Raw genomic sequence first — 22076 nt, forward strand, 5'->3', positions numbered from 1 at the left:
CATCACATTCCCCCTTGGACGATCACGATGATTCCCCACACGGCGCCCGCCACCACGGCGGCTCCGCCGATCACGACGGCGACGACGCCGCCCCGTCGGGCACGTCGGCGCGTCCTGCGATCCGGTCCGGTCGGCGGGGAGAGCGGGGCGCGGACGACCTGCGGCGCCGGCTCCGAACGTCGGGGTGCGTAGACGGCGCCGGAGACCAGGGTGCCCGGCGACGAGGCCGTGCGGGGCGTGTCGGCCCGCCCGTGCGCGACCGCCGGGGACCCGGCATCCCGCACGACACGGCGCTCGGTCACGCGTGTGCCCTCGCCCGTGCGGCGTTCGGCCACCAGCGTCTCGTCCGCCCGCCGCTCGGCGAGGCGTGTGTCGTCGTCGGCGCGGCGTGCCGCGAGGAGCGTCTCGTCGTCCGGTACCCGACGCGCGGCGAAGAGCGTCAGGTCGTCGGGCTCGCTGTCCGGCACGCGTGTCCCGCCCCGTCGGTCCGCCCGGTCGGCGCGACGCGTGGGGTCGTCGATCGGGTCAGTCATGGCGCCTCCGGCGCGAGGGGACCGTCTCGACCTCGATCGTGCCCGTGGCCGGTTCGCTCGTGACGAGACCGCCCGTCGTGTCCTCCAGGCGGGGGTGGATGCCGCCGCCCACCACGTCGATGACGATGGCGGTGACGTTGTCCCTGCCGCCGTGCGCGAGCGCCTGCGCGATGAGCGCTCCCGTCGTCTGGGCGGGCGAGGCGCCCGTCAACAGTCCGGCGCGGATCGCCTCGTCGGTGATCTCTCCCGACAGGCCGTCCGAACAGATGAGGAGCCGCTCTCCCGTGACGACCGGCAGCAGCCAGAAGTCGGCCGGGCTGCGCTCGCCGCCGACGGCACGCGTGATGACGTTGCGCCCCTCGAAGGTCGCCATGTCCTCGCGCGCGAGGCGACCGGCATCCACCATCTCCTGCGCGATCGAGTGGTCGACCGTGAGCTGCTCGAGGCGCTCGGACAGGAGGCGGTAGACGCGGGAGTCGCCGATGTTCACGACGAGCCACCGGTTCTCACCGTTCTGCTGCACGGCGATGACGCCCGTGAGCGTCGATCCGGCGCCGCGCGTCGTGCCGCGGGCGATCTCCTGCACCGACCGGTGCGCGCGCTGGACGGCCTCGGCGACCTCTTCGGGTGCCACATCGCTCCGACCGACGAAGTCGCGGAACGCGTCGATGACCGCGGCCGATGCCAGATCGCCCGCCTCGTGGCCGCCCATGCCGTCGGCGACGAGGAACACGGGGAAGCTCGCGAGGTGCGAGTCCTCGTTCACGCGACGGCGGAGGCCCGTGTCGGTGAGAGCGCCGCTGATGACGTCGAAGGGAGGGAGCGGTCCGGTGGTGGGGGTCATCGCGATCCTGCGTCGAGGGTGAGCTCCGCGTCGCCGAGGAGGAAGCGGCCGGCAAGGGGGACGGGGGTGCCCACGGTGATCTCGGTGTCGCTTGTGCCGACGACCACGCCGTTGGTCGAGGCGAGATCGGTGATCGTCCAGGCGTCGCCGGTCCGCCGCAGCAGCGCGTGCGTCTTGGACACCGTCCGGGTCGTGTCGTCGATCGCGATCGGCTGGGCCTCGGGGGCATCGGACGGCGGTGCGGGGTTGCGGCCCAGCACGATGGTGTCGGACGTGAGGGCGACGGTCTGTCCGGTGGGCAGACGCAAGGACGCCGCCGGGCGGCGGTGCGCCGCGAGGACCGTGTGCTCCTCGAGCTCGGTCTGCTCGCCCGGGGCCACCGCGGGCGCCGCCGGGGGAGCGGCGGGCGCGGCCGGCGCCGGCACGGGTGCGGCGACCGGAGCCAGCGGAGGCGGCGACCAGGGATGGACCGGGACGGATGCCGCGGCCGGCGTCCCGGGCCCCGGTGCTGAGGTCGGGGCCGGGGGCGCGAACCCGGACGTGTCGGCGGGAACGCCGCGGGTGTCGACGGCGACAGGTTCCGCCGCGAACGGCGTCGGGGGCAGGCCCTTCTGCGGCAGCCCCTGCCAGCGTGCCGCTCCCCACCCGATCGCCGAGGCCCAGACCGGCAGCAGCAGTGCACCGAGGGCGACGAACCCGCCGCCGCGACCGAAACCGCGGTTCAGGGGGCCCATCATCCGCACCAGGAGGATCACGACGCCGGCGAGGAAGACGAGGAACAGCAGGGTCGGGACGACGGATGCCGCCAGGATCGCGCCCGCTCCATCGCCGCCGCCGCCGAACGCGGCCTCCTGAGCGGACTGCAGCAGGAGCGATCCTGCGACCGAGGCGATGACGGCGGTGAAGAGGCCGCCGCTCACGATGACCGCCGCCCACCACCCCTTCATGCCGGCGAGCTCGAAGAGCATCCAGATGTTCAGCACCGGAACCCAGGCGCGACCGCTCGGGAGACCGGCCTTGCGGAACACGGCGGCCAGGGCGAGCGAGGTCCAGACGTACACGGCCGCGAGCAGGACGAGCTGCACGAGCACGCCGAGGAGCGACACCGCGAGGGCGCCTCCCACAGTTCCGGCGGCATCGCCGATCGAGGCCAGCGGGTTCCCCGTCGTCACGCTCAACATCTGTCCTCGTCCCTCTTCGACTTCCCTCGGTCCCGCATCGCACACCCTATCTGCGGGCGGCCCGTCTGCGCGGCAGCAGGGAGCGCAGTGACAGCCGCGCCCCGAGCCGCGCCCAGAAACCCTTCTCCCCGGCGAACCGGGTGCGCTCGGCGGCCACGATCCGCCAGAACTCCTCGCTCTCGGCTGCGCTCGGCGGCGAGACGTCGAAGACCGACCGATCCGCCCAGCCGGCCAACCGCCTGCCCGGCGCCTGGTCGGCCCCGCCGGCGAACAGGCTCGCCAGTTCCTGCCTCGTCAGGTGGGCCGATGCGGGGTAGCCGTGGTCGACCGCGGTGTCGACGTACTCCTCCCAGCCGCCGGTGAAGCGCTCCGCGACGTCGCCGCGCCGCCGCCGGTTGCGTCGGCGGACGGCCTTGACCGCCAGGACCGTCACGAGCGGCCCGATCAGGACGATGACCGCGAGCAGCGACACGCCACCGATACGGACGGCAGCCCACACCGCCGACAGGTCGGTCTCGTCCGCGGGCGCCTGCTCGTCCGGCAGGTCGCCGTCGGACGGAGAGGCATCGGCCGGGAGCACCGTGTCCACCTCGTCGCGGCGGACGTCCGTCGGGTTCTCGGGGTCCCGCCGCTGCTGCACATCCGGCGAGGGGAAGCTGTCGTGCTGCGGCGTCGCATCGACGGGGACCCACCGGCCGGCGGCATCCTGCACCTCGATCCACGCAGCGAGATCGCCGCCGCGGCACGAGCCGTCCTCGCAGACGGGCAGGTCCTCGGCTGACGTAAGACGGGTGCCGACGACGACCCGCGCCTCGAAGCCGAGGTGATCGGCGATCAACATGGCGGCGACGGCGAACTGCTCGTCGTCGCCGACGGCGGCGACGAGCTCCGCGTCGGAGCGGTCCGGCGCCTCGGCTTCGCGCGTCAGCAGCTGCGCGAACATCGTCCCGATGCGGTCTGCCGAGTGACCCGCCCGCGACGACTGGAACCCGCTGCCACCGAGGCCCGCCAGCCAGGACGGGGTGTCACCGGTCGGCACCTGCAGGGCGTGGCTCAGATAGCCCCGGGCGCGCAGGCGCTCCACCAGGGTGTCGAGAGCGGCGCCACCGGTGCCCGCGTCCTGCGCCTCGATCCATTCCACGAGCGAGGCGGGAACGACGTCGGCGGGCAGGGACGGTCCGCTCCGGGCGGGGGTGAGGGATGCCACCGATTCGGCCTGGCCGTCCGGGACGACCGACAGCCGGTACGCGTCGCCCTCGCCGAGACCGGGGTCGGCGAGCTCGATCGCGGCGCCCGTCGCGGCGTTGTGGAAGAACCCATCGGACAGGTCCGTCGCCCGGGTCCCGTCGAACGCGATGGCGCGGAGGCTGCCGACGGTCGGGACCCAGATGCCCGCGCCCGCTCCCATCCGGACCGAGACGCTCGCCGTGCCGTCGCCGCCGAGGCTCGAGGGCACGCGGGTGAACGCCGTCGCCGGGTCGGTGGGGCCGGCATCCGGATCGATCGCGCGCACCGTGCGACCGTCGTAGAACGGCAGGGTCGCGAGGCGCACGCGGTCGATCGTCTCGGGAGCGGCGACCGTGAACAGGACCTGGTCGTAGCGATCGTCCGCGAACGACGCGCGGTAGTCCGCGAGCGGGCTGGGCGCGCGCTCGAGTTCGAGCACCGGTGCCACCGCCGCCCGCGCCACCTCGCGCGGCTGCCCCGCGAGTGCCCACGGCCCCCAGACGGCCGCAGCGGCGGTCGCGACGACGACCATCCCCGCGGCGGTCGCCGCGCGGGTGGCGGTGCCGCGCCGCCGGGCGGTCGGGCCGCGACGCATCCCGGTCGCGTCGGCCGCGGTCCGGAGTGCGCGGCGCCGGTCGTGGGCGGTCCGCCAGACGACCGCGACGAGAGCTGCGACGACGGACGCCGCCCCGACGAGCGTCTCGGGTTGGAGGGGGACGGCGCCGACGAGCAACGGCGCGGCCAGGGTGCGGGCGCCGAAGACTACGCCGAACGCGGTCGGGATGAGCGCCACGGCGACCGCCGGCATCCACACCGTCTTCGCGCGCCACGCGATCGACAGGGCGGTGACGGTGACGGCGAGGAAGAGCAGGAGCGTCGGCGCGAGGGTCGCCTGGTAGGCGCCGAGCGGCAGGTCGAGGGTGAGCAGGTCCTTCCACCCGGTGACGGGCGCCGTCGCGACGTCGACGAGGGCGCGGAGCGCCGCACCCGGGGAGGCCAGCGAACCGGATGCCGCGACGAGAACTCCCAGCGCAACGTAGGCGCCCAGCGCGGTGAGGGCGACCCACCATCCCGACCAGCGCCAGCGGGTGCCGACGGCCGCGACGACGTGACCGGCGACGATCCCGGCCGTCACCGCGACGATGAACGCGGTGCTCCGGTAGATCGGCCATGCGGCGACCGCTCCCACGGCGAGGACGAGATCGAGCACGATCGCCTGGCCGATGAAGAAGCCCGCCCGCGACGGTGCGGGGCGCGGGCGGCGGGCGTCGCGGCGGAGGGGGACGGTCACGATCGCCCACCCCTCGCGAGCATCTGTCGCAGGTCGTCGAGGAGCCCGATCGAGATGACGGTCATGCTCCCGAGGCGCCGGATGCCGGGAGCCGCCGTCGGATCGCACACGAGGGCGACGACGGCCACCTCGGAACCGAAGGCGAGCGCGGCGCTCTGCAGCTGCGTGGGCGTCAGCGTCGATCCGCAGACGAGGAAGGCGATCGACGCATCCGGATGGCGCCCGGCCGCGAGCGCGGCGACCTCGCGGAGCGGGCTCGGGTTCTCCCCGCGACCGATGGCGGCGAGGTCGTCGAGGAGGGTCCGCGACGAGATCGTCGTCAGGGTGCGGAACGTCCGCATGCGGCCTCGCGCGAACTCGGGGATCTCCGCGCCGGCGACGACGTCGACGTCCCGTCCGTCGCGGAGCCCCCGGACGCCGATCGACGCGGTCGCGCTGACGGCGAGTTCGAACTCGTCGTCGTCGGCGTACTCGTCGCCGCCGAGTCCGAGAACGAGGATCATGCGGGAGCGGCGGGTCTCCTCGTACTGACGCACCATCATGGCGCCGGTCTTCGCGGTGGATTTCCAGTGCACCTGGCGCGGTGAGTCGCCCGGGACGTAGGGCCGGAGCGCGTGGAACGAGAAGTCGGCGTCGACGATCGTCCTCGACGGGCTCCCCTCGAGGTCGCGGATGAGTCCCGTCGCGGTGCTCCGCAACGCCGTCGTCACGGGGTGCACGTAGAGCGTGCGGGTCTCCTGCCAGGTCGCTTCACGGGTGAGGATGCCGAGGGGGTCCCCGCGCACGGTGCGGGCGGGGCCGACGGTGATGACGCCGCGGCGCAGGGTCGGGATCGCGACATCCTCGCTGGTCTCGTGGCCAGGGCGCAGCAGCGGCACGGCGACGTCGACGAGGCCGTCGCCGACGGGCAGGTCGACCCGGCCGGGGAGCGCGACGCGCCGACCGACGTTGGCGACGACGAGGGCACCCTCGACGGGCGTCCCGGCGACGACGCGGTCGTGCTCGAGGCGGAGGGTCACCTCGTAGGCGCGCGCACCGAACAGGAACGGAACCGAGAGCGCGAGGAGCAGAACGGCCGCCCCGCCCGCCACGGCGAACTCGAGCCAGCCGAGGGCGAGGCCGCACGCGAGTCCGATGACCGCGACGGCGAGGACGATCCACCCCGCGGGCGCCACGGTCTCGGCGAACCCCCGCGCCGCCCGCGCGCTCGCGCGCCGGAGCCGCCGCCATCCGCGCACCCCCCGTACCGCCAGGCGCGTCGTGGCGGGCGCCGAGCCGTAGCCCGTGCGCGTGTATCCCGTCGCGGCGAAGGTGCGGGTGAGGCGGGACTCGGTGGAGGAACTCACACGTTCTCTCGCTGACCGCGTTCGTCGAGACGCTCGCCCGACGGCGGGACGACGTCGAGGAGGACCTGCCCGATGACCGCCTCGGCCGTGACGCCGTCGAACTCGGCTTCGGGGTCGAGGATCAGACGGTGCGCGAGCACGGGCACGGCGAGCGCCTTGACGTCGTCGGGGGTGACGTAGGTGCGGCCGTGGGCCAGCGCCCACGTGCGCGACGCCTTCGTGAGCGCGAGTGCTCCTCGGACGCTGACCCCCAGCCGCACCTCGCGCGCGAGGCGGGTGGCGTCGACCACGCGCGCGATGTAGTCGAGGACGAGCGGGTTCAGGTATCCGCCGCGGGCGATGTCGGCCATGCTGACGATCCCCTGCGGGGTGATGACGGGGGAGACCTCCCGCGTCGCATCGCCGGAGCCCTCGAGGATGCGGATCGTGGCGGCGCGATCCGGGTAGCCGAGCGAGGTCTTCAGCAGGAAGCGGTCGAGCTGCGCCTCGGGGAGCCGGTAGGTGCCGGCCTGCTCGACCGGGTTCTGCGTCGCCACGACGAGGAACGGGACGGGTACGTCCCGCGTGACGCCGTCGACCGTGACGTGACCCTCCTCCATCACTTCGAGGAGCGCCGACTGCGTCTTGGGCGATGCGCGGTTGATCTCGTCGGCGAGGACGACGTTCGCGAAGATCGGCCCCTGGTGGAACTCGAACTCGCCCCGGCGCTGGTCGTACACCGTGATGCCCGTGACGTCACCGGGGAGGAGGTCGGGGGTGAACTGGATGCGGGACGCCGTCCCCTGTACCGATCGCCCCATCGCGCGCGCCAACGACGTCTTGCCGGTACCGGGGTAGTCCTCGAGCAGGAGGTGACCCTCGGACACCATCGTGGTGAACGCGAGTTCGATCACGTGCCGTTTGCCGAGCACGACCTGCTCCACGTTGTCGACGAGCGTGGTGAAGGTCTCGGCGAACCAGGCGCTCTGCTCCTGGGTGATCGTCATCGTGTTCCTCTCGGGGAAGGGGTCTCGGGGCCGCGCCGCTCAGGGAGCCGGCGGGGTGGTCTCGGTCGGGTCGGGGGATGCCGGCGGCTCCGTCTCGGGCGGCGGCGGCGTGATCTGACGGCAGTCGACGCTGACGGTGATCGGATTGAGCGCGCGGAGGGCGCCGGTCCACCCGAGGGTGTACTCGACACGCTGCGGGCCGAGGTCTCCGTCGATCACGGTCTTCCGCACCGTCGCGACGTCGGTGCCGATGTTCCGCGGGAACCAGTCCGACACCTCTTCGTCCGACCGGCACCGCGGCACGTCGTCCGTGGCCACGTACACCGGCCAACCCGCGCTTCCGCGTGCCGCGACGATGGGTGTCCGGTCGGAGCACTCACCGACGACGCCGAGGAAGGTGTCGCACCACTCCGCGGTCCACCGGTCGTCGGGCCTGTTGGGGCGCGGCTCGAAGGAGTCCCGAAGCTGATCATTCAGTCGGTACCGCAGCGTCGCTCCCTCGAACGGCGGCCGGCCGGGGTCGCTGGCCGCGCTCGCCGCGTACGTGAACCCGGAGGCCTGATCCCCGCGTGGCGTCGTCGACACCGTGTAGGTCATCGGCTCGGGCGCGGCGACGTTCCCGGTCGGGCGGGCGGTGATCGCGTCGGAGGTCACGCCGAAGCCGTCCTGGCCGTCGAAGGTGCTCGTCGCGCAGACGTAGACCGTCTTGCGTTCGAACGCGCGCGCCGCGAAGGTGCGTCGGGCGTCCCGCGAGTCCGGGCTGCACTCCGCGGCGGACACCTCGCTGAAGCCGAACAGCGCCACGGTGCCGGCGCTCTCGGCCGTCACCCGTGCGGTCACCGTCAGCGAGTCCGTCGTGGTCGTCTGCGAGAGCTCGATACTCGGGGCACCGACGCCGTGGGCGCGGAGCTCGAGTGATCGCCCCTCGGTGGACCCTCCGGCGATGGGCGGGAGGTCGAATTCCGTCAGCGGCGTCGCCGTCAGCGTCTTCGGGTCGTTCGAGCCGACTCGGTAGCCGGTGAAGGTGGCGGTCCCGCCGCGGACGGCCTGCGTCGCGCTTCCGGCGACTCCGCCGGCCAGGCGGACGCTGCCGGTCGTGTCGTCGAGCCCGGTCACGGTGACGGTCGCTACTCCGCCGTCGCGTCCGTTCGGGACCGGCGTGAACGTGGCGGCGGCGGGGCGGGAGGGCGGACGGTAGGCCCACGCGGTCGTCCGCACGGTGCCGCGCGAGGCGCCCACCTCGTTGACCGCACGCGCTTCGTAGACGCGCTGTTCGCCCACCGGGGCGGAGATCGGCGCGCACACCCCGGAGGCCGGGCAGGTGGCGACCTCGCGTCCTCCCGTCGTGATGCGGTACCCCTCTACGCCCGGGTAGGAACCGGCATCCGAGGTCACCCGCAGGGTCACGGCGTCGTCGGTGTACGAGGTCCACTCGAGGCGGGTGGGGCTCGCCGGCAGACCTCGCAGGTCGAGGACGACGGAGCCGTTGCGATCGCCGCTCGACTGGCGCCCCTGCGCGTCCTCGACGACGAAGGTGCCCGCGCAGCGCGCCGCGCCCTCGGCATCCGTACTCCAGCTCGCTCGGACGGTGCGGTCGCCGGCGGGGGAGAACCGGACGCCGTCGCAGTTGCCGGCGCTCGATGCAGCCACGACCCGGAGCGGCGTGCCGGGGAGCGGGTTGACCTCGCCGTCGGCTCCGACGACCTCGATCGTGCACGAGGACTGGCCGTCCGACTGCGAGCAGGTCTTCACCGCGGATCCGCCGCGGGGAAGCGACGAGGGGGAGGGGCCGACCGAGAGCACGAGGCTCGACGCGCTCGCGTCGGGGTGGCTCGGCAGCGACACCGTCACCTGCTCCTCACGTCCGGGACGGGCCTCGTCGACGGCGGTGACGGTCAGGGCGGCGCCGTCGGCGGTCACCTCGAACTGGTTGCCGGAGTAGGCGACGTCGAAGCGGAGGGCGTCCTCGTCGGCGACGCCGGCCCATCGCACCATCCGGGTGAGGTCGTACGTCTGCGTCTGGCCCGGACGGACGCCGAGCGACGCGCTCCGCAGCGACGGCTGCGGCGTCTCGGCCTCGACGGCGACAGCGAGCGTCAGATAGGTGGGCTCGTCCTGGCCGGCCAGGCGTGCCGCCACGATGCACGAATCGGACCAGGGGGCGCCCTTCCCCGCGGTGTATCGGATGACGGTGCCCGACACGACACGGCAGGTGGCGTCCTTGCGCGCACCGCCGGCCTTGGTGCCGTCGCGGTCGAGGACGAGGGCCCCGTCCTCGGGCAGGACCACGAGGTCGGCGACATCCGCTTCGACGCTCTCGCCCTCGGCGACGCGGAGCTGCTCGACGCCGGCGCGGAGGGTGAGGCGGATCTCGTCCGTCCCCGGCACGCGCAGGAACCCGTACGTCGTCACCTCGCTGCCGTCGTAGGCGGTGCCGCTGACCTCGAACGGGATGAGGCGGGTGCGCGTCGGCAGCTCGCCCGAGATCCTCCGCCCCGACACCTCGAGGTCGCCGGGGTCGCCCCAGAGCCGCAGGGTGAGCCCGGCGACGTCGCCGGCATCCCACGCGACATGGCCGGTCAGCACGTCGACGCCGGTCGTGAACCGGTCGCGGTCCTCGATCGTCAGCACCGTGTCCGAGACGACCGGATGATCGGGCACCGGGTCACGGACGACCTTGACGACGAGGAGACCGATGGCGGTGTCGCCGTCCGCGTTGGCGACCTCGTACGAGTACGAGAAGGTGCCGAGGGCGGTGCCCGCCGTGACCGTCACCGCGCCGTCGTCGACGCTCACCCGGCCGGCCAGCGCCGCGTACTCGGGGCTGTCCGCGGGGGCGTTCGGGACGACGTCGCCGAGTTCCAAGGGACTGCCGAAAGGATCGACGTCGTTGTCCGCGGGCCGGACGACGACCGTGCTCTCGGCGCCCGCCTGCACCTGCACGTAGTCGCTGAAGGTCACCGGGCTCGGGTCGCTCTGACGGGCGATGACGCCGACGCGCACCTCGCCGACGCCCGTCCGGCCCCGGGCATCCTTCACCTGGTAGCCGAAGCGCACCTGACCCGAGACGCCCTCGCGACTCGTGTAGACGATCGATTGGCCGTCGGCCGAGATGGTCGCCGATCCCTCGGCGGGCTGGGTCGTGATGGCGTCGAGCGACACGTCGTCGCCGTCGGGGTCGACGGCGAACCGGTCGAAGCCGATCGTGACGGACTGGCCCGCGACGACCCGCCCGACGAGGGTCCGCGGGACCGGGTCGCGGTTCTCGTCGCCGCCGGTGACGGTGACGGTCACCCGCGCCGTGTCGGTCACCTCGGGGAAGCCCAACCGGTACACCGTGTACGTCAGCGCGTACGTACCCGCCGCGCGCGGCGCCAGGTAGCGCAGGACGCGTCCCGAGGCGAACGCGAGGCCGCCGCCGGTCTCGTTGACCACCGACGACGGGTCGATCGCGATGAGGGCCCCGGTGGGCGTGTGGTCGTTGTCGAGGACGGGGATGTCGACCTGGGTCCCGCCGCGGACCGTCACGGCGTCGTCGACGGCGATCGGCTGCTCGGCCGAGCCGGCCGGCAGGAGGATGACGGTCAGCTCGCCCTCGGCACCGGCGGCATCCGCCCCGCCGTCGCTCAGGCGGTAGCGCACGACGCCGAGGCGTCCCGGTGTGCCGTCGTCGGTCGTCCCACTGACCCGCAGGAGGCTCTGCCCCACGAGATCGACGCTGAGCGACGCGGTCGGGTCGCTGTCGGGTCGGATGTCGTCGAGGAGCAGCACGAGGCCGGCCGGGTTCGCCGCGGCCGACGCGACGTCGATCGTCGCGTCCTCGCCGGGACGGACGAACGCGGTGAGCGGCGGTGTCGTCACGACGGTGTCCTCGGGTGCGCGGACGGTGACGCGTGCGATGGCGGATGCCTCGCCGACACCGTCTCGCACCGAGTACTGCACGACGTACGAGCCCGGCTCGTTCGCCACGACGTTCATGCGCAGCGCGGAGGGGTTGGGGGTCGCGCTCACGCGGTCGGCGTCGAGAGCCACGAGCGAGCCGAGCGCGAGGGGTCCCGACGCCCCGGTGACGTAGGGGGTGAGGTCGACGTCGAGCGGCTCGCCGACCACACCGTTCACCGCGAACGACTCGGCCGACAGCTCGGGTGCGGGCGTGACCTGCACCGTCACCGTCTGCGTCGTCGTCGCTCCCCGCGCGTCGGAGACGACCACCGCGACCGGGATGCCGGCGGCGTCCGTCGCGCTCGGATCGGGATGCTGGTAGGTGAACTCGCCCTCCGGCGACGTCGTCGCGGTCCCCACCGCGGGGGCTCCGTCGATGCCGGAGAGGTAGACGGGGTCGCCGTCGGGGTCGACCCAGCCCCGGAGCAGGTCGGCCGAGACGGTGCCGCCGGGGGCGACCGAGAGCGCGGGCCAGGTGGCGAGGCATCCGGGCACCCCGCACCAGACCGGTGCCGCGTTGTCCTCTTCGGGCACGACGCGCACCGTCACGGTCGCGTACTCCGAGAGGCGCCCGCCGGCCGAGGTACCGTCGGTGACGCGGTAGCGGAAGGTGGTCGTACCGGTCGCGTCCGGCGCGACGTCGAGGGCGATCTGCTGCTCGGCGCCGGTGAGCGTCGCCGACCCGAAGGCGGCGTCCGCCCCGTCGAATCCGCCCGCGTCGATGCTGAGGACGTCCTCGTTGGGGTCGTGATCGTTGAGGAGGACGGGCAGGAGCGCGACGGAACCGGCGCGCACCCCGAACTCGTCGTCGACCGCGACGGGCGGCTTGGGGTCGAGCACCCGTTCGACGGGGTCGTCGGTGTCGGGGGCGGCCTCGCTCGTGTCCTCGACGCGCCACTGCTGCGACGAGGGGATGAGCGCACCGTCGGGGACACGCCAGACCCAGCCGGATCCGCGGTCGTTCAGCGCCAGGCGCGACCCGTTGCCGACGAACACGGGATCGACGCCGTCGCCGATGTCAGCGCCGGCGTAGTCCAGAGGCGCGCTCTGCGTCGGGGCCGCGCTCGACCACAGCGTCCCGCCGCCGGTGCCGTCGCCGAGCCACGCAGCCGAGACCGCCCCGCCGGAGGGAGTCGGCACGGCCGGTGTGCCGAGCCCGGGGGATTCGAGCGGCCGATCCGCGGCGCCGGAGTCGAGCGGCACGCGCGTGATCCCGGCCGGATCGGCGATGACGGCCGCGTCCCCGCTCGTCGCGGCCCGTTGCAGCAGCGCCCCGGCCGCCGGCGTCGTCGACACGACGTCGTCCCGATCCGCCACGGCGACGTCGCCCGTCGCGACGTCGTAGAGCACCCAGCGACCGCCGACCGCGCTGAGCTGCGCGTCGACGGGGGCGATCGGGGTCGGATCCTGACCGAGGATGCGCCCCGTGGCCGCTTCGGCCCGGACGACGACCTTCTCGGGCGCCGAGTAGGCGTACACGACGCCGTCGGCGTCGACGGCGACCGCGGATGCCGAGAAGCGGGGACCCTGCTCGTTCGCGTCCCGGTCCACGTCGGCGTACGGATCGATCGGCGAGACCGCGCCGCCGCTGGACAGGGTCGCGCCGAAGACGCCGCCGCCCTCGGTCCGGTAGGCGATCGCGTCGCCCGCCGAGACGATGTCGACCGTTCCGGCCGGTGTGGGGGAGGAGGCGTCCTCATCCTCGCCGGTGAGGTCGGCGGGTTGGGCGAGGTCGACGTCGGAGTAGGCCGAGCCGCCCTCGCTGAAGACGAACAGCCGGTCGGCGGTCTGCGCCACCTGCGTCCCGTTGACCACCTGCTTGACGGTGTCGACCTCGCCGAGGTCGAGGTTGACCCGGGCGTACCCGCTCCCGGCGCCGGTCTGCAGCGCCCAGACCGTCGGATCGTCGACGGGCGTCTGCTGCGCGTCGTATCCCGGCCAGACGACCGCGAGGGTGCCGACGACCGCGACGACGGCGGTGACCGCACCCACGCCGATCCACGTGGACCGGCGGATGCGGGGTCGCTCCCGGGGCAGGCCTGCCATTCAGCCCGCTCCGCCGAGGAGGAAGAACGTGGTGGCGGCGCCCGCCAGGGTGAGCGCGACGCCCGCGCCGACGGCGAGGGCGATCACGGCGGTGCGACTCAGCCGCGGCGCGGGCTCGGCGCCTGCGAGGATGGTGCCCTCGTCGGGGCGACGGGGAGGGCCAGACTTGCGACGCGCGGGCCGGGCCGACTCGTACGCGACGCTCGGACGCACCGGACCGCGCAGGCGGTCATCGTCGAAGTCGACGGTCGCCCCGGCTGCGGCCCACTCGTCGACGGCGACTTCGAGGGGAGTGTGGGGGAGCCCCATCCGGTGCTGGATGAGCTGCAGGTCGTGAGCGAAGGCCGCGGCGGACGGATGCCGGGCGGCGGGGTCCCGGCTCAGGGCGCGGGCGAGGACGGCGTCCACCTCGGCGGGGACGTCGGGGCGACCGACGGGCGTGTACACCGCTTTGCGGATCCGCGCCTTGAGCTGGTCGCGGGTGTTCTGGCCGCGGCCGGAGCGCTCGAAGGGACTGCGGCCGGCGAGCAGCGAGTACACGGTGGCGCCCAGACTCCAGACCTCGGCCGCGATGGAACCCGAGACCCGCTCGTCGACGATCTCGGGCGCCGACCACGGCACGGACATCGCGAACACCTCCTCGGCGTCCGGTCGGGCCTCGACGGCGGCGGCGATGCCGAAATCCGAGAGGACGGGCGAACCGAAGGCGGTGACGAGGATGTTCGACGGCTTGATGTCCCGGTGCAGGAGCCCGGCGCGGTGGGCGGTCTCGAGTGCGGAGCCGATCTTCACCCCGAGCTGCAGCACCTCGGCGACGGGGATCTCCTCGCGCCGGTAGCGGTGGGTGAGCGAGGTCGGGCAGTACTCCATCACGAGGTAGGGGCGTCCGTCGGCCGACACGGATGCCTCGTGGATCGTGAGGATCGAGGGGTGGGCGCTGAGGCGGGCCATGACATCGGCTTCGGCGTTGAACATGCGCAGCACGTTCTCGTCGACGACGTCTTCGAGGAGGACCTTCACGGCCACGGGACGCCGCGGCAGGTTCTGCTCGAACAGGAAGACGTCGGCGAAACCTCCGGCACCCAGCGGACGGACGTACGTGAACCCCGAGAGACCGGGTGGCGTGGACGGAAGCCTGTGGGACACGCGGTCGGTCATCCCGCCGTCGAGGGGTCGAGCACATCGAACACCGCGGTCACGCCGTCGCCGAGGTCGAGCTCGGTCCCGAGCGGCACCCGCGAGGCCGCGCCGCCGCGCAGGAGCGCCGCGGCGCCCGTCGGCGGACGCACGATCGTCCCGTTCGTCGAGTCGAGGTCGCGGACCACGAGGGTCGTCCCGTCGAGCACCACTTCGAGGTGCGTGCCCGAGATCTCCTTGTGCGGCGAGGAGACGCGTTCGATGCGCGCACCGGCGTGACCGGCCTGCCGGGGGCCGCGCCCGAGGATCACGGGCCGGTCGAGGGGGACCGTCCGCCCGCCGGGAAGGCGCAGGCCGTAGACCGCCCCGGTTGCGGCGCGACGCGAGCCGAAGAGGGTGCGTTCGTCGGGGATGTCGCCGCCGTCGGGGCGCTGGTCGTCCTCGCGCAGGAAGTCGGGCAGCTCGAGCTCGTCGTCGTCCTCGAAGAGCCGGGCGAACAGGCTGCGGTCGACCGAGATCGTCTGGAGGACGTCGATCTCCTCGTCGCGGGGAGTCGGAGCGGGCGCTGCGGGTGCGGGCCGGACGGGCGGCGTGATCGTGGGGACGGCGACGGTGACGGGCGCGAGGGTGCCGGGGGGTTCTTCGCCCTCGGCGGCGGGCGTCACTTCGGCGTCGGGCTCGCGGCCCGCGGGGAAGGGGCGCCCCCACGACAGTTCGTCGGCGCGGGTGACCCCGAGCCCGAGGGGCAGCAGGTCGCCGCCCGTCGCGCCGCCGTCGAGGGCGAGACGGATGCCGACGGCCCCCGCGAGCGCCGTCTCGATCCAGGTCCGCGCATCGGCCCCGGACACGCGCGTGCGATCGGAGGTCTCGACGATGGCGGCGCCGCGGACGGCCACGCGCACCGGCTGCGCGTCGTCGTCGGGGAACTCCGCGATCGCGAAGTCGGGCAGGTCGTGGATGCCGCCCGCCACGAGCACGCTCAGGACGTCCTCGAGGACCGCCGTGTCGGCGACGGCCGAGTTCCACAGCCGCGCGATGACACCCTCGGCGACGCCCGATCCGAGGAGGATGGCGAACCGATCGCCAGCAATGGCGTACCCCGACTCGGCGGCGAGCGTCGGGGTGGGGTAGCGGAACACGTGCTCAGCCTACTGACGGCGCGCGGTCAGACCCATCCGCGCAGCCAGTTGTGCAGCCAGTAGAACTCGTACGGCACGCGGATGGCGGCCCAGAGGGGGTACCAGAACACCGACAGCGCGACGACGAGCGCCAGGACGAGGAGCACGATCCGGCGCGCGACGATCCGACCCGTCGCATCGATCCGGCCCGGCGAACCCCACAGGGCGCGCAGCGCGAAGGTCAGCGCCAGCACCATGAACGGGAGGATCAGGACCGTGTAGAACTGGAAGATCGTGCGATCGGGGTAGAACAGCCACGGCACGTACGAGGCGCCGACGCCGACGATCACGACGGCTGCGCGCCAGTCGCGGGTGCGGACCCCGTGGACGGCGATCCAGAGGACGGCGAGCACGCCGAGCCACCACAGCAGCGGGTTCGGCATCGAGTACAGGATCTCGATGCACCCGCGGGCGCTCGCGCATCCGTCGACGGTGTTCGCGGTGTTCCCGACGTACATCGAGGTGGGTCGGAGCAGGAGCGGCCACTGCCAGGCGGGGCTCGCGTACGGATGCGTCGAGGTGATCTCGGCCGTCGCCGTGTAGATCGTCTCGTGATAGTGCCAGAGGTTCTGGAAGGGCAGCGGGACCCACGACCAGAAGCCCTGCGCCGGGGTCGCGTCGACGTCGTGACGGCCGTACCCGCCGTCGGTGGTCAACCACCCGATCCACGTCGAGAGGTAGACGACGACGGCGACCGGCACGAGCAGGAGGAACGACGCGGCGCCCTGGCGGACGGCATCCGCCGGCCAGAAGTAGACGCCCAGGCGGCGCCGGGCGAGCGCGTCGCTGACGACGACGTACAGACCGAGCGCCCCGAGGACCCATGCCCCCGACCACTTGACCCCGCACGCCGCACCGCCGGCGATGCCCGCGGCGACCAGCCACGGCCGGCCCCACAGGACCGGACCCCACCACGAGACGCGGCCCGCGGCATCCCGTCGGAGCATGGCCCGGGCGAGGCGGTCGAGGTGACGCCGCCGGTCGAGGAGGACGAACCACACCATGAGGAGGACGAAGAACGTGAGCAGGATGTCGAGGATCGCGACCCGGCTCATGACGATCGCGAGCCCGTCGATCGCCATCAGCCCCGCCGCGACCGTGCTGAACGCGATCGACCGGGTCAGCTGCCACGCGATCAGATAGAGGACGAGGACGGCGAGGGTGCCCGCGAGGGCCACGGCGAAGCGCCAGCCGAACGACGAGGTCGGGCCGAACAGGGCCATGCCCGCACCGATGAGGTACTTGCCGAGCGGCGGATGCACCGCGAAGCTCGGCTCCCGCGTGTAGATGTCGGTCTCACCGTCCGCGAAGCGCTGGTCGGCGCCGTCGGGCCACGTGGCGGCGTAGCCGAGGTTCCACTGACTCCAGGCATCCTTCACGTAGTACGTCTCGTCGAAGACGATCGCGTGCGGGTGGCCGACGTTCCACACCCGCAGGATGCCGGCGAGCAGCGTCACGAGCAGGGGGGCGAGCCAGCGGGCCGCCGGATGACGGAGGATCCGGCCGCGCCAGGCATCGATGCGGGCGCCGAGGCGGGGCCGCAGCGGGGCCGCGGGCAGCAACGGTTCCGCGGTCGAGCTCACGGCGACCAGCCTATGCTGGGGCGGTGCTGATCCTCGCCGCGACCCCGATCGGAAATCTGGGTGACGCGACCGGGCGCCTGCGCACCGCCCTCGAGGACGCGACGATCGTCGCCGCCGAGGACACCCGCACCACCCAGCGCCTGCTGCAGGCCCTCGGCATCGAGAATCGGCCGCGCCTCATCGCCCTGCACGATCACAACGAGAAGCAGCGCGCCGCGGAGCTCGTCGCGCTCGCCGCGACCGAGGACGTCCTGCTGCTGAGCGACGCCGGGATGCCGACGGTCAGCGACCCCGGCTATGCGGTCGTCGCGGCCGCCGTCGAGCAGGGCGTGGACGTGACGGCGCTCCCGGGTCCGAGCGCCGTGATCACCGCGCTCGCCCTCGCGGGCCTCCCGACGGACCGCTTCACGTTCGAAGGCTTCGCGCCCCGCAAGGCGGGGGAGCGGCGGACGGTCTTCGGCGCCCTGGCCTCCGAGGCGCGCACCATGGTCTTCTTCGAGGCGCCGTCCCGCCTCGCCGACACGCTCGCCGCGATGGCCGAGGCGTTCGGGGTGGACCGTCGCGCGGCCGTCTGCCGCGAGCTGACGAAGCTGCACGAGGAGGTCGTCCGCGGCCCGCTCGGCGAGCTGGCGGAGTGGGCCGCCCAGGGCGTCCGCGGCGAGATCGTCGTCGTTGTCGAGGGGGCGAGCGTCCGTGCCGTCAGTGAGGACGACGCCGTCGCCCAGGTGCAGGCGCTCGTGGCCTCCGGCATCCGATTGAAGGATGCCGCCGGCGAGGTCTCGCGAGAGACCGGACTGCCCTCGCGAGACCTCTACCGTGCCGCCGTCGCGGCGAAGAAGCCGCTCAGCCCTTGACCGAGCCGGCCGTCAAGCCGCCGACGATGTAGCGCTGCAGCGACAGGAACAGTGCCAGCACGGGGATCGAGGCGAGGATGGCCCCGGCGGCGAACAGACCCCAGTTGCTGGCGAGCTGGTTCGAGACCCACTGGAACATGCCGACGGCGAGGGTCCAGTTGTCCTCCGAGACGAGGACGATCTTCGCGATGATGTAGTCGCCGAATGCCGCGATGAAGGCGAGGAGGCCGACGACGGCGAGGATCGGGGTCACGAGCGGCATGATGAGGCGCCAGAAGATCTGGGCGTGGGTGGCGCCGTCGATCTTGGCCGACTCGTCGATCTCCATCGGGATCGTGTTGAAGAAGCCGTACATGAGGAACGTGTTCACGCCCAGCGCGCCACCGAGGTACACGCAGATGAGAGCGATCTTCGAGTTGAGCCCGAGGACCGGGAACACCTCGCCGAGGGTCAGCAGCATCAGGAAGATCGCGACGAACGCGAGCGCCTGCGGGAACATCTGGACGATCAGGAGCGCCGTCAGGCTGATCCGCCGGCCGGAGAACCGGAATCGCGAGAAGGCGTAAGCAGCCGCCGCGCCCATGAGGACCGCTCCCGCCGCGGACGCGCCGCCGACGAGGAGCGTGTTGCCGTACCAGGCCCAGTAGCTCGTGTTGGCGAGGGCGGCGTAGTTGCCGATGTCGATGACGGAGAACAACGCGTTCGCCGCCGACAAGGTGCCGTTCGGATTGAACGACGCCGACAGGACGTACACGAGCGGGAACATCGCGTAGAAGAGGAGCCCCGCGGCGATCAGGTACTTCCAGCCGACCTCGAGCACCCAGCGCTTGCGCTGCGCGGGACGCAGGGCGGCGGTGCGAGTCGCGGACGAACCGGTCGTGATCGTCGCGGTGGTCGCGGCGGGGGAGGGAGCGGACATCACTGGTACTCCTCGAGCTTCTTGGTCTGACGGAATGCGAGGGCCGACACAGCGCCCACCACGACGAACACGAGGATCGACAGGGCGCTCGCGAGGCCGTAGTCGGCCTTGCCCCCCGAGACTCCGGAGATGTCGTAGATCGCCGAGATGAGGATGTCGGTGTACCCGAGTGCGTACGGTGCGCCGGGGATCGCGGGCCCGCCGGCGTTGAACATGTAGATGATCGTGAAGTTGTTGAAGCTGAACGCGAAGGAGGAGATCAGCAGCGGCGCCGTCGACACGAGCACGAGCGGCAGGATGATCGCCCGCAGCTGGCGGAACCGGCCCGCCCCGTCGATCGACGCCGCCTCGAGGGCATCCTGCGGAAGAGCCTGCAGGGCGCCGGTGCACACGAGGAAGTAGTACGGGTAGGTGAGCCAGACGTTCACGAAGAGCACCGCGCCGCGCGCGAGCCACGGATCCCCGAGCCAGTCGATGTTCGCGCCGCCGAAGAAGAGTTCGTTGATGACGCCGAACTCCGCGTTGAACATGCCGCGGAACAGCAGTGCGGACATGAACGCCGGGAACGCGTACGGGAGGATGAACAGGGTCCGGAGGATCTTCCGGCCGCGCACCCGCGGATCGTTGAAGATGAGTGCGAAGACGAGCCCCATCGCGAACGGGATGAGGACCGACAGCACCGCCCAGACGAAGGTCCAGCCGGTGACGAGTCCCAGCGTCTCGAGGATCGTCGCGTCGGTGAACAGCTTCACGAAGTTGTCGAAGCCCACGTTCACGACCCACCCGGTGGGGAGTGTCGTCCCGTCGTCGGCGACGAAGTTGCCGGTGGGGCTCGCGGTGTAGACGAGACCCGTCGCGCTGTCGGTGATCGTCTGCGTCTCGGCATCCCAGGTCATCGTGGACTGGTACACCGCGCCGCTGGACCCGTCGCGAGTGCGGATCGAGCCGTCGTTGGGATCGTCCGAGACGGGGACGCGGAGGTCGATGACGGCCTGCTGCGTCGCCTGGTCGCCGATGATCTGGTTGCGAGGGACGACGGACCAGCCGGGGACCTCGGTCGCGGCGCCCGAGGCGGGAGCGGGGCCGACCGCGCTGAGCGGGTCGTCGGCGGAGCCCGCCAGGAGCTGGCCGTCCTCGACGACGGCGAAGCCGAGGTCGCCGCCGCGTTCGACGACGGTGAGGGGGAGGGTGGGGGCACCCTCGACGCGGCGCTCCCCCTGGGCGAGCGAGGCGGCGACCGCCTGCTCCTGCGAGCCGATGTGGCCGGCGCCGTAGTTCGTGAAGGCGATGTACCCCGTGTACAGGAAGATGAACACCTGGAACACGAGCAGGAACGAAAGTCCCGGCAGCAGGTATTTCAGCGGGAGTGCCTTCTTGGTGAAGTAGACGACGTCGGCTGCGAGGAGCAGCGCCAGGGCGACGCCGAACACGATCCAGGACTGTGCCTGGAACGCGGCGATGATGCCCAGCAGGCCCACCGCGTTGATGAGGCCCATCAGCACCAGCTTGACCAGGAAGCCCCAGCCGAGGCCTGACCAGCGCCGGGCGTGGGACTCCGCAGCCGGCGGTGCTTCTTCCGGCAGGGTGGGGCTCTGCAGAGCCGTCATGTCGTCTCCCTCTCGAGGAAAGTGGTCTCCGGGGGCGAGGCGTCGCAGCCCCGCCCCCGGAAGCGTGTCAGCCGATGGTCTTCTCGAGGTCGGCGACCATCTTGGTCCAGGTCCCCTTCGGGTCCGCACCCTTGATGACCTGCACCTGAGCGGCGTTCCAGAGGTCCCAGACCGAACCCATCTCAGGGATGCTCGGCATGGGCACACCGTTCTTCGCCGAGGCGGCGAAACCGGCGATCACGGGGTCGGACGAGACCTCCTCGGCCAGGTCGGACCAGGCCGGGATGCGGGGGTCCGCCTCGTAGAGGGCCTTCTGCGCCTCGTAGGTCGCGAGGTACTTGGTGACGAACTCCTGGGCGACGAGGGCGTTCGCACTCTCGGCGCTGATGTAGAAGCCCTGCACGCCGACGAACGGGGATGCCGTCTCGCCGCCGGCCGACGGGATCGGGTTGACCTTGATCTTCACGCCCTGATCGGTCAGCGCCTTGACGGCCCAGGGACCCTGGATCGTGTACGCGGCCTTGCCCGAGGCGAACAGCTCGTTGTTGGTGTCGTAGTCGATCGTGGTCGAGATCTCGCCCGAGCCCTTTTCGCCGTGCTCGCCGAGCCACGTGGCGAATGCGGTGCCGGGATCGCCGCCCATGCCGACGTCCTTCGTGTAGGACCCGGAGGAGTCCTGCACGAACACCGGCGCATCGAACGAGGTCTGGAGCCCGTACATCGTGTACGCGTCGCCCTTCGAGCTCTCCGTGTTGATGACGAACGGACGCTCGGCGCCCGACTTGGTGCCCGCCGCGATCATGTCGTCGAAGGTCGCGGGTGCGTCCTCGCCGACGAGGTCGGTGTTCTGGACGAGCGCGACGCTCTCGAGCGAGTAGGGCAGACCGTAGGTCTGGCCGTCGTACGTGAACGCGTCGGTCGCGACCTTCTCGAACTTGGAGGCGTTCTCGCCGAGGTCGACGGTCGCCACGACACCCGCCTGCACGAAACCGCCGAGCCAGTCGTGCGCGCCGATCGTGATGTCGGGCCCCTTGCCCGTGGGCACCTGGTTGGTGAAGTCGTTGCGGATGTCGCCGAAGTTCTTCTGGACGAGATCGATCTTCGCGCCGGTCTCCTCCTCGAACGTCTTCGCGGCGGCCTTGATGGCGGGCTCGCGGTTCTCGTCGGTCCAGACGGTGAGGGTCACGCCGCTTGCGTCGATCGGAGCCGCTGACTCCGACTGTGCCGGGGTGGTGGTGCTGCTGCCGCCGGCGCAACCGGCCAGCAGGAGGGAGCCCGCCGCCAATGCGGCGATGCCGATACCCATCTTGCGCATGGATGTTCCTTCCGGGTGTGGTCGATCCGGCGGGCCTCTGGCGAGGTCGCGCCGTCACGACCGGTGTGTGATCGTCGCGGCCGGGTG

14 protein-coding genes are annotated in these 22076 nt (G+C 72.4%); 1 reads left to right on the forward strand and 13 read right to left on the reverse strand.

What is annotated here, in order from left to right:
- Window positions 1-2 precede the first annotated feature (2 nt).
- From Q9S78_RS09390 to Q9S78_RS09435, 10 genes are read right to left on the reverse strand one after another with little or no spacing between them, the layout of a single operon-like run.
- Window positions 3-533: a hypothetical protein gene (locus tag Q9S78_RS09390; protein ID WP_311870072.1), complete on the reverse strand. Its 531-nt coding sequence runs from the start codon at window positions 531-533 to the stop codon at window positions 3-5.
- The gene (locus Q9S78_RS09395; protein WP_311870073.1) at window positions 526-1377 is read right to left on the reverse strand and encodes a PP2C family protein-serine/threonine phosphatase; all 852 of its coding nucleotides are present in this window, start codon (window positions 1375-1377) and stop codon (window positions 526-528) included. Before Q9S78_RS09395 ends, Q9S78_RS09390 begins: the two co-directional genes overlap by 8 nt.
- Window positions 1374-2549 (reverse strand): FHA domain-containing protein, encoded by a 1176-nt coding sequence (locus Q9S78_RS09400; protein ID WP_311870074.1) that lies wholly within the window; start codon window positions 2547-2549, stop codon window positions 1374-1376. Before Q9S78_RS09400 ends, Q9S78_RS09395 begins: the two co-directional genes overlap by 4 nt.
- Window positions 2550-2604: 55 nt before the next feature.
- Window positions 2605-5076 carry a transglutaminase domain-containing protein gene (locus tag Q9S78_RS09405; RefSeq protein WP_311870075.1) on the reverse strand — a complete coding sequence of 824 codons (2472 nt, stop codon included), beginning with the start codon at window positions 5074-5076 and terminating at the stop codon, window positions 2605-2607.
- Window positions 5073-6422: a DUF58 domain-containing protein gene (locus Q9S78_RS09410; protein ID WP_018188403.1), complete on the reverse strand. Its 1350-nt coding sequence runs from the start codon at window positions 6420-6422 to the stop codon at window positions 5073-5075. Before Q9S78_RS09410 ends, Q9S78_RS09405 begins: the two co-directional genes overlap by 4 nt.
- Window positions 6419-7408 (reverse strand): AAA family ATPase, encoded by a 990-nt coding sequence (locus Q9S78_RS09415; RefSeq protein ID WP_018188402.1) that lies wholly within the window; start codon window positions 7406-7408, stop codon window positions 6419-6421. The genes Q9S78_RS09410 and Q9S78_RS09415 overlap by 4 nt, the downstream gene beginning before the upstream one ends.
- A 39-nt stretch (window positions 7409-7447) precedes the next feature.
- Window positions 7448-13396 (reverse strand): Ig-like domain-containing protein, encoded by a 5949-nt coding sequence (locus Q9S78_RS09420; protein ID WP_311870076.1) that lies wholly within the window; start codon window positions 13394-13396, stop codon window positions 7448-7450.
- Window positions 13397-14554 (reverse strand): serine/threonine-protein kinase, encoded by a 1158-nt coding sequence (locus tag Q9S78_RS09425; RefSeq protein ID WP_376716541.1) that lies wholly within the window; start codon window positions 14552-14554, stop codon window positions 13397-13399. It lies immediately after the preceding gene.
- Window positions 14551-15672: an FHA domain-containing protein gene (locus tag Q9S78_RS09430; RefSeq protein WP_311870078.1), complete on the reverse strand. Its 1122-nt coding sequence runs from the start codon at window positions 15670-15672 to the stop codon at window positions 14551-14553. The genes Q9S78_RS09425 and Q9S78_RS09430 overlap by 4 nt, the downstream gene beginning before the upstream one ends.
- Window positions 15673-15698: 26 nt before the next feature.
- The gene (locus Q9S78_RS09435) at window positions 15699-17294 is read right to left on the reverse strand and encodes a dolichyl-phosphate-mannose--protein mannosyltransferase (protein WP_311870079.1); all 1596 of its coding nucleotides are present in this window, start codon (window positions 17292-17294) and stop codon (window positions 15699-15701) included.
- Window positions 17295-17317: 23 nt separating this feature from the next.
- On the opposite strand from Q9S78_RS09435, the gene rsmI reads away from it, so the two are divergent.
- Window positions 17318-18148, forward strand: coding sequence for a 16S rRNA (cytidine(1402)-2'-O)-methyltransferase (gene rsmI, locus Q9S78_RS09440; protein WP_116228859.1), 831 nt, complete (start codon window positions 17318-17320; stop codon window positions 18146-18148).
- Here rsmI and Q9S78_RS09445 read toward each other — a convergent pair.
- The 3 genes from Q9S78_RS09445 to Q9S78_RS09455 all read right to left on the reverse strand — a co-directional run bounded on the left by Q9S78_RS09445 (window position 18138) and on the right by Q9S78_RS09455 (window position 21989).
- Window positions 18138-19067, reverse strand: coding sequence for a sugar ABC transporter permease (locus tag Q9S78_RS09445; RefSeq protein WP_311870080.1), 930 nt, complete (start codon window positions 19065-19067; stop codon window positions 18138-18140). The two genes, rsmI and Q9S78_RS09445, sit on opposite strands and share 11 nt — an antisense overlap.
- Window positions 19067-20674, reverse strand: coding sequence for an ABC transporter permease subunit (locus Q9S78_RS09450; RefSeq protein ID WP_311870081.1), 1608 nt, complete (start codon window positions 20672-20674; stop codon window positions 19067-19069). Before Q9S78_RS09450 ends, Q9S78_RS09445 begins: the two co-directional genes overlap by 1 nt.
- A gap of 67 nt (window positions 20675-20741) precedes the next feature.
- Window positions 20742-21989, reverse strand: coding sequence for a sugar ABC transporter substrate-binding protein (locus tag Q9S78_RS09455; protein ID WP_311870082.1), 1248 nt, complete (start codon window positions 21987-21989; stop codon window positions 20742-20744).
- Between the last annotated feature and the right edge of the window lie 87 nt (window positions 21990-22076).

Source organism: Microbacterium aquilitoris (genome assembly GCF_031932285.1).
In the GTDB taxonomy this organism is placed as follows: domain Bacteria; phylum Actinomycetota; class Actinomycetes; order Actinomycetales; family Microbacteriaceae; genus Microbacterium; species Microbacterium aquilitoris.

Excerpts from the sequence above, each read along its gene's own strand:
- Q9S78_RS09425 (WP_376716541.1), bottom strand. The coding sequence starts at position 14,554 with ATGACCGACCGCGTGTCCCACAGGCTTCCGTCCACGCCACCCGGTCTC.
- Q9S78_RS09390 (WP_311870072.1), bottom strand. The coding sequence starts at position 533 with ATGACTGACCCGATCGACGACCCCACGCGTCGCGCCGACCGGGCGGAC.
- Q9S78_RS09420 (WP_311870076.1), bottom strand. The coding sequence starts at position 13,396 with ATGGCAGGCCTGCCCCGGGAGCGACCCCGCATCCGCCGGTCCACGTGG.
- Q9S78_RS09455 (WP_311870082.1), bottom strand. The coding sequence starts at position 21,989 with ATGCGCAAGATGGGTATCGGCATCGCCGCATTGGCGGCGGGCTCCCTC.
- Q9S78_RS09445 (WP_311870080.1), bottom strand. The coding sequence starts at position 19,067 with ATGTCCGCTCCCTCCCCCGCCGCGACCACCGCGACGATCACGACCGGT.
- Q9S78_RS09395 (WP_311870073.1), bottom strand. The coding sequence starts at position 1,377 with ATGACCCCCACCACCGGACCGCTCCCTCCCTTCGACGTCATCAGCGGC.
- Q9S78_RS09415 (WP_018188402.1), bottom strand. The coding sequence starts at position 7,408 with ATGACGATCACCCAGGAGCAGAGCGCCTGGTTCGCCGAGACCTTCACC.
- Q9S78_RS09450 (WP_311870081.1), bottom strand. The coding sequence starts at position 20,674 with ATGACGGCTCTGCAGAGCCCCACCCTGCCGGAAGAAGCACCGCCGGCT.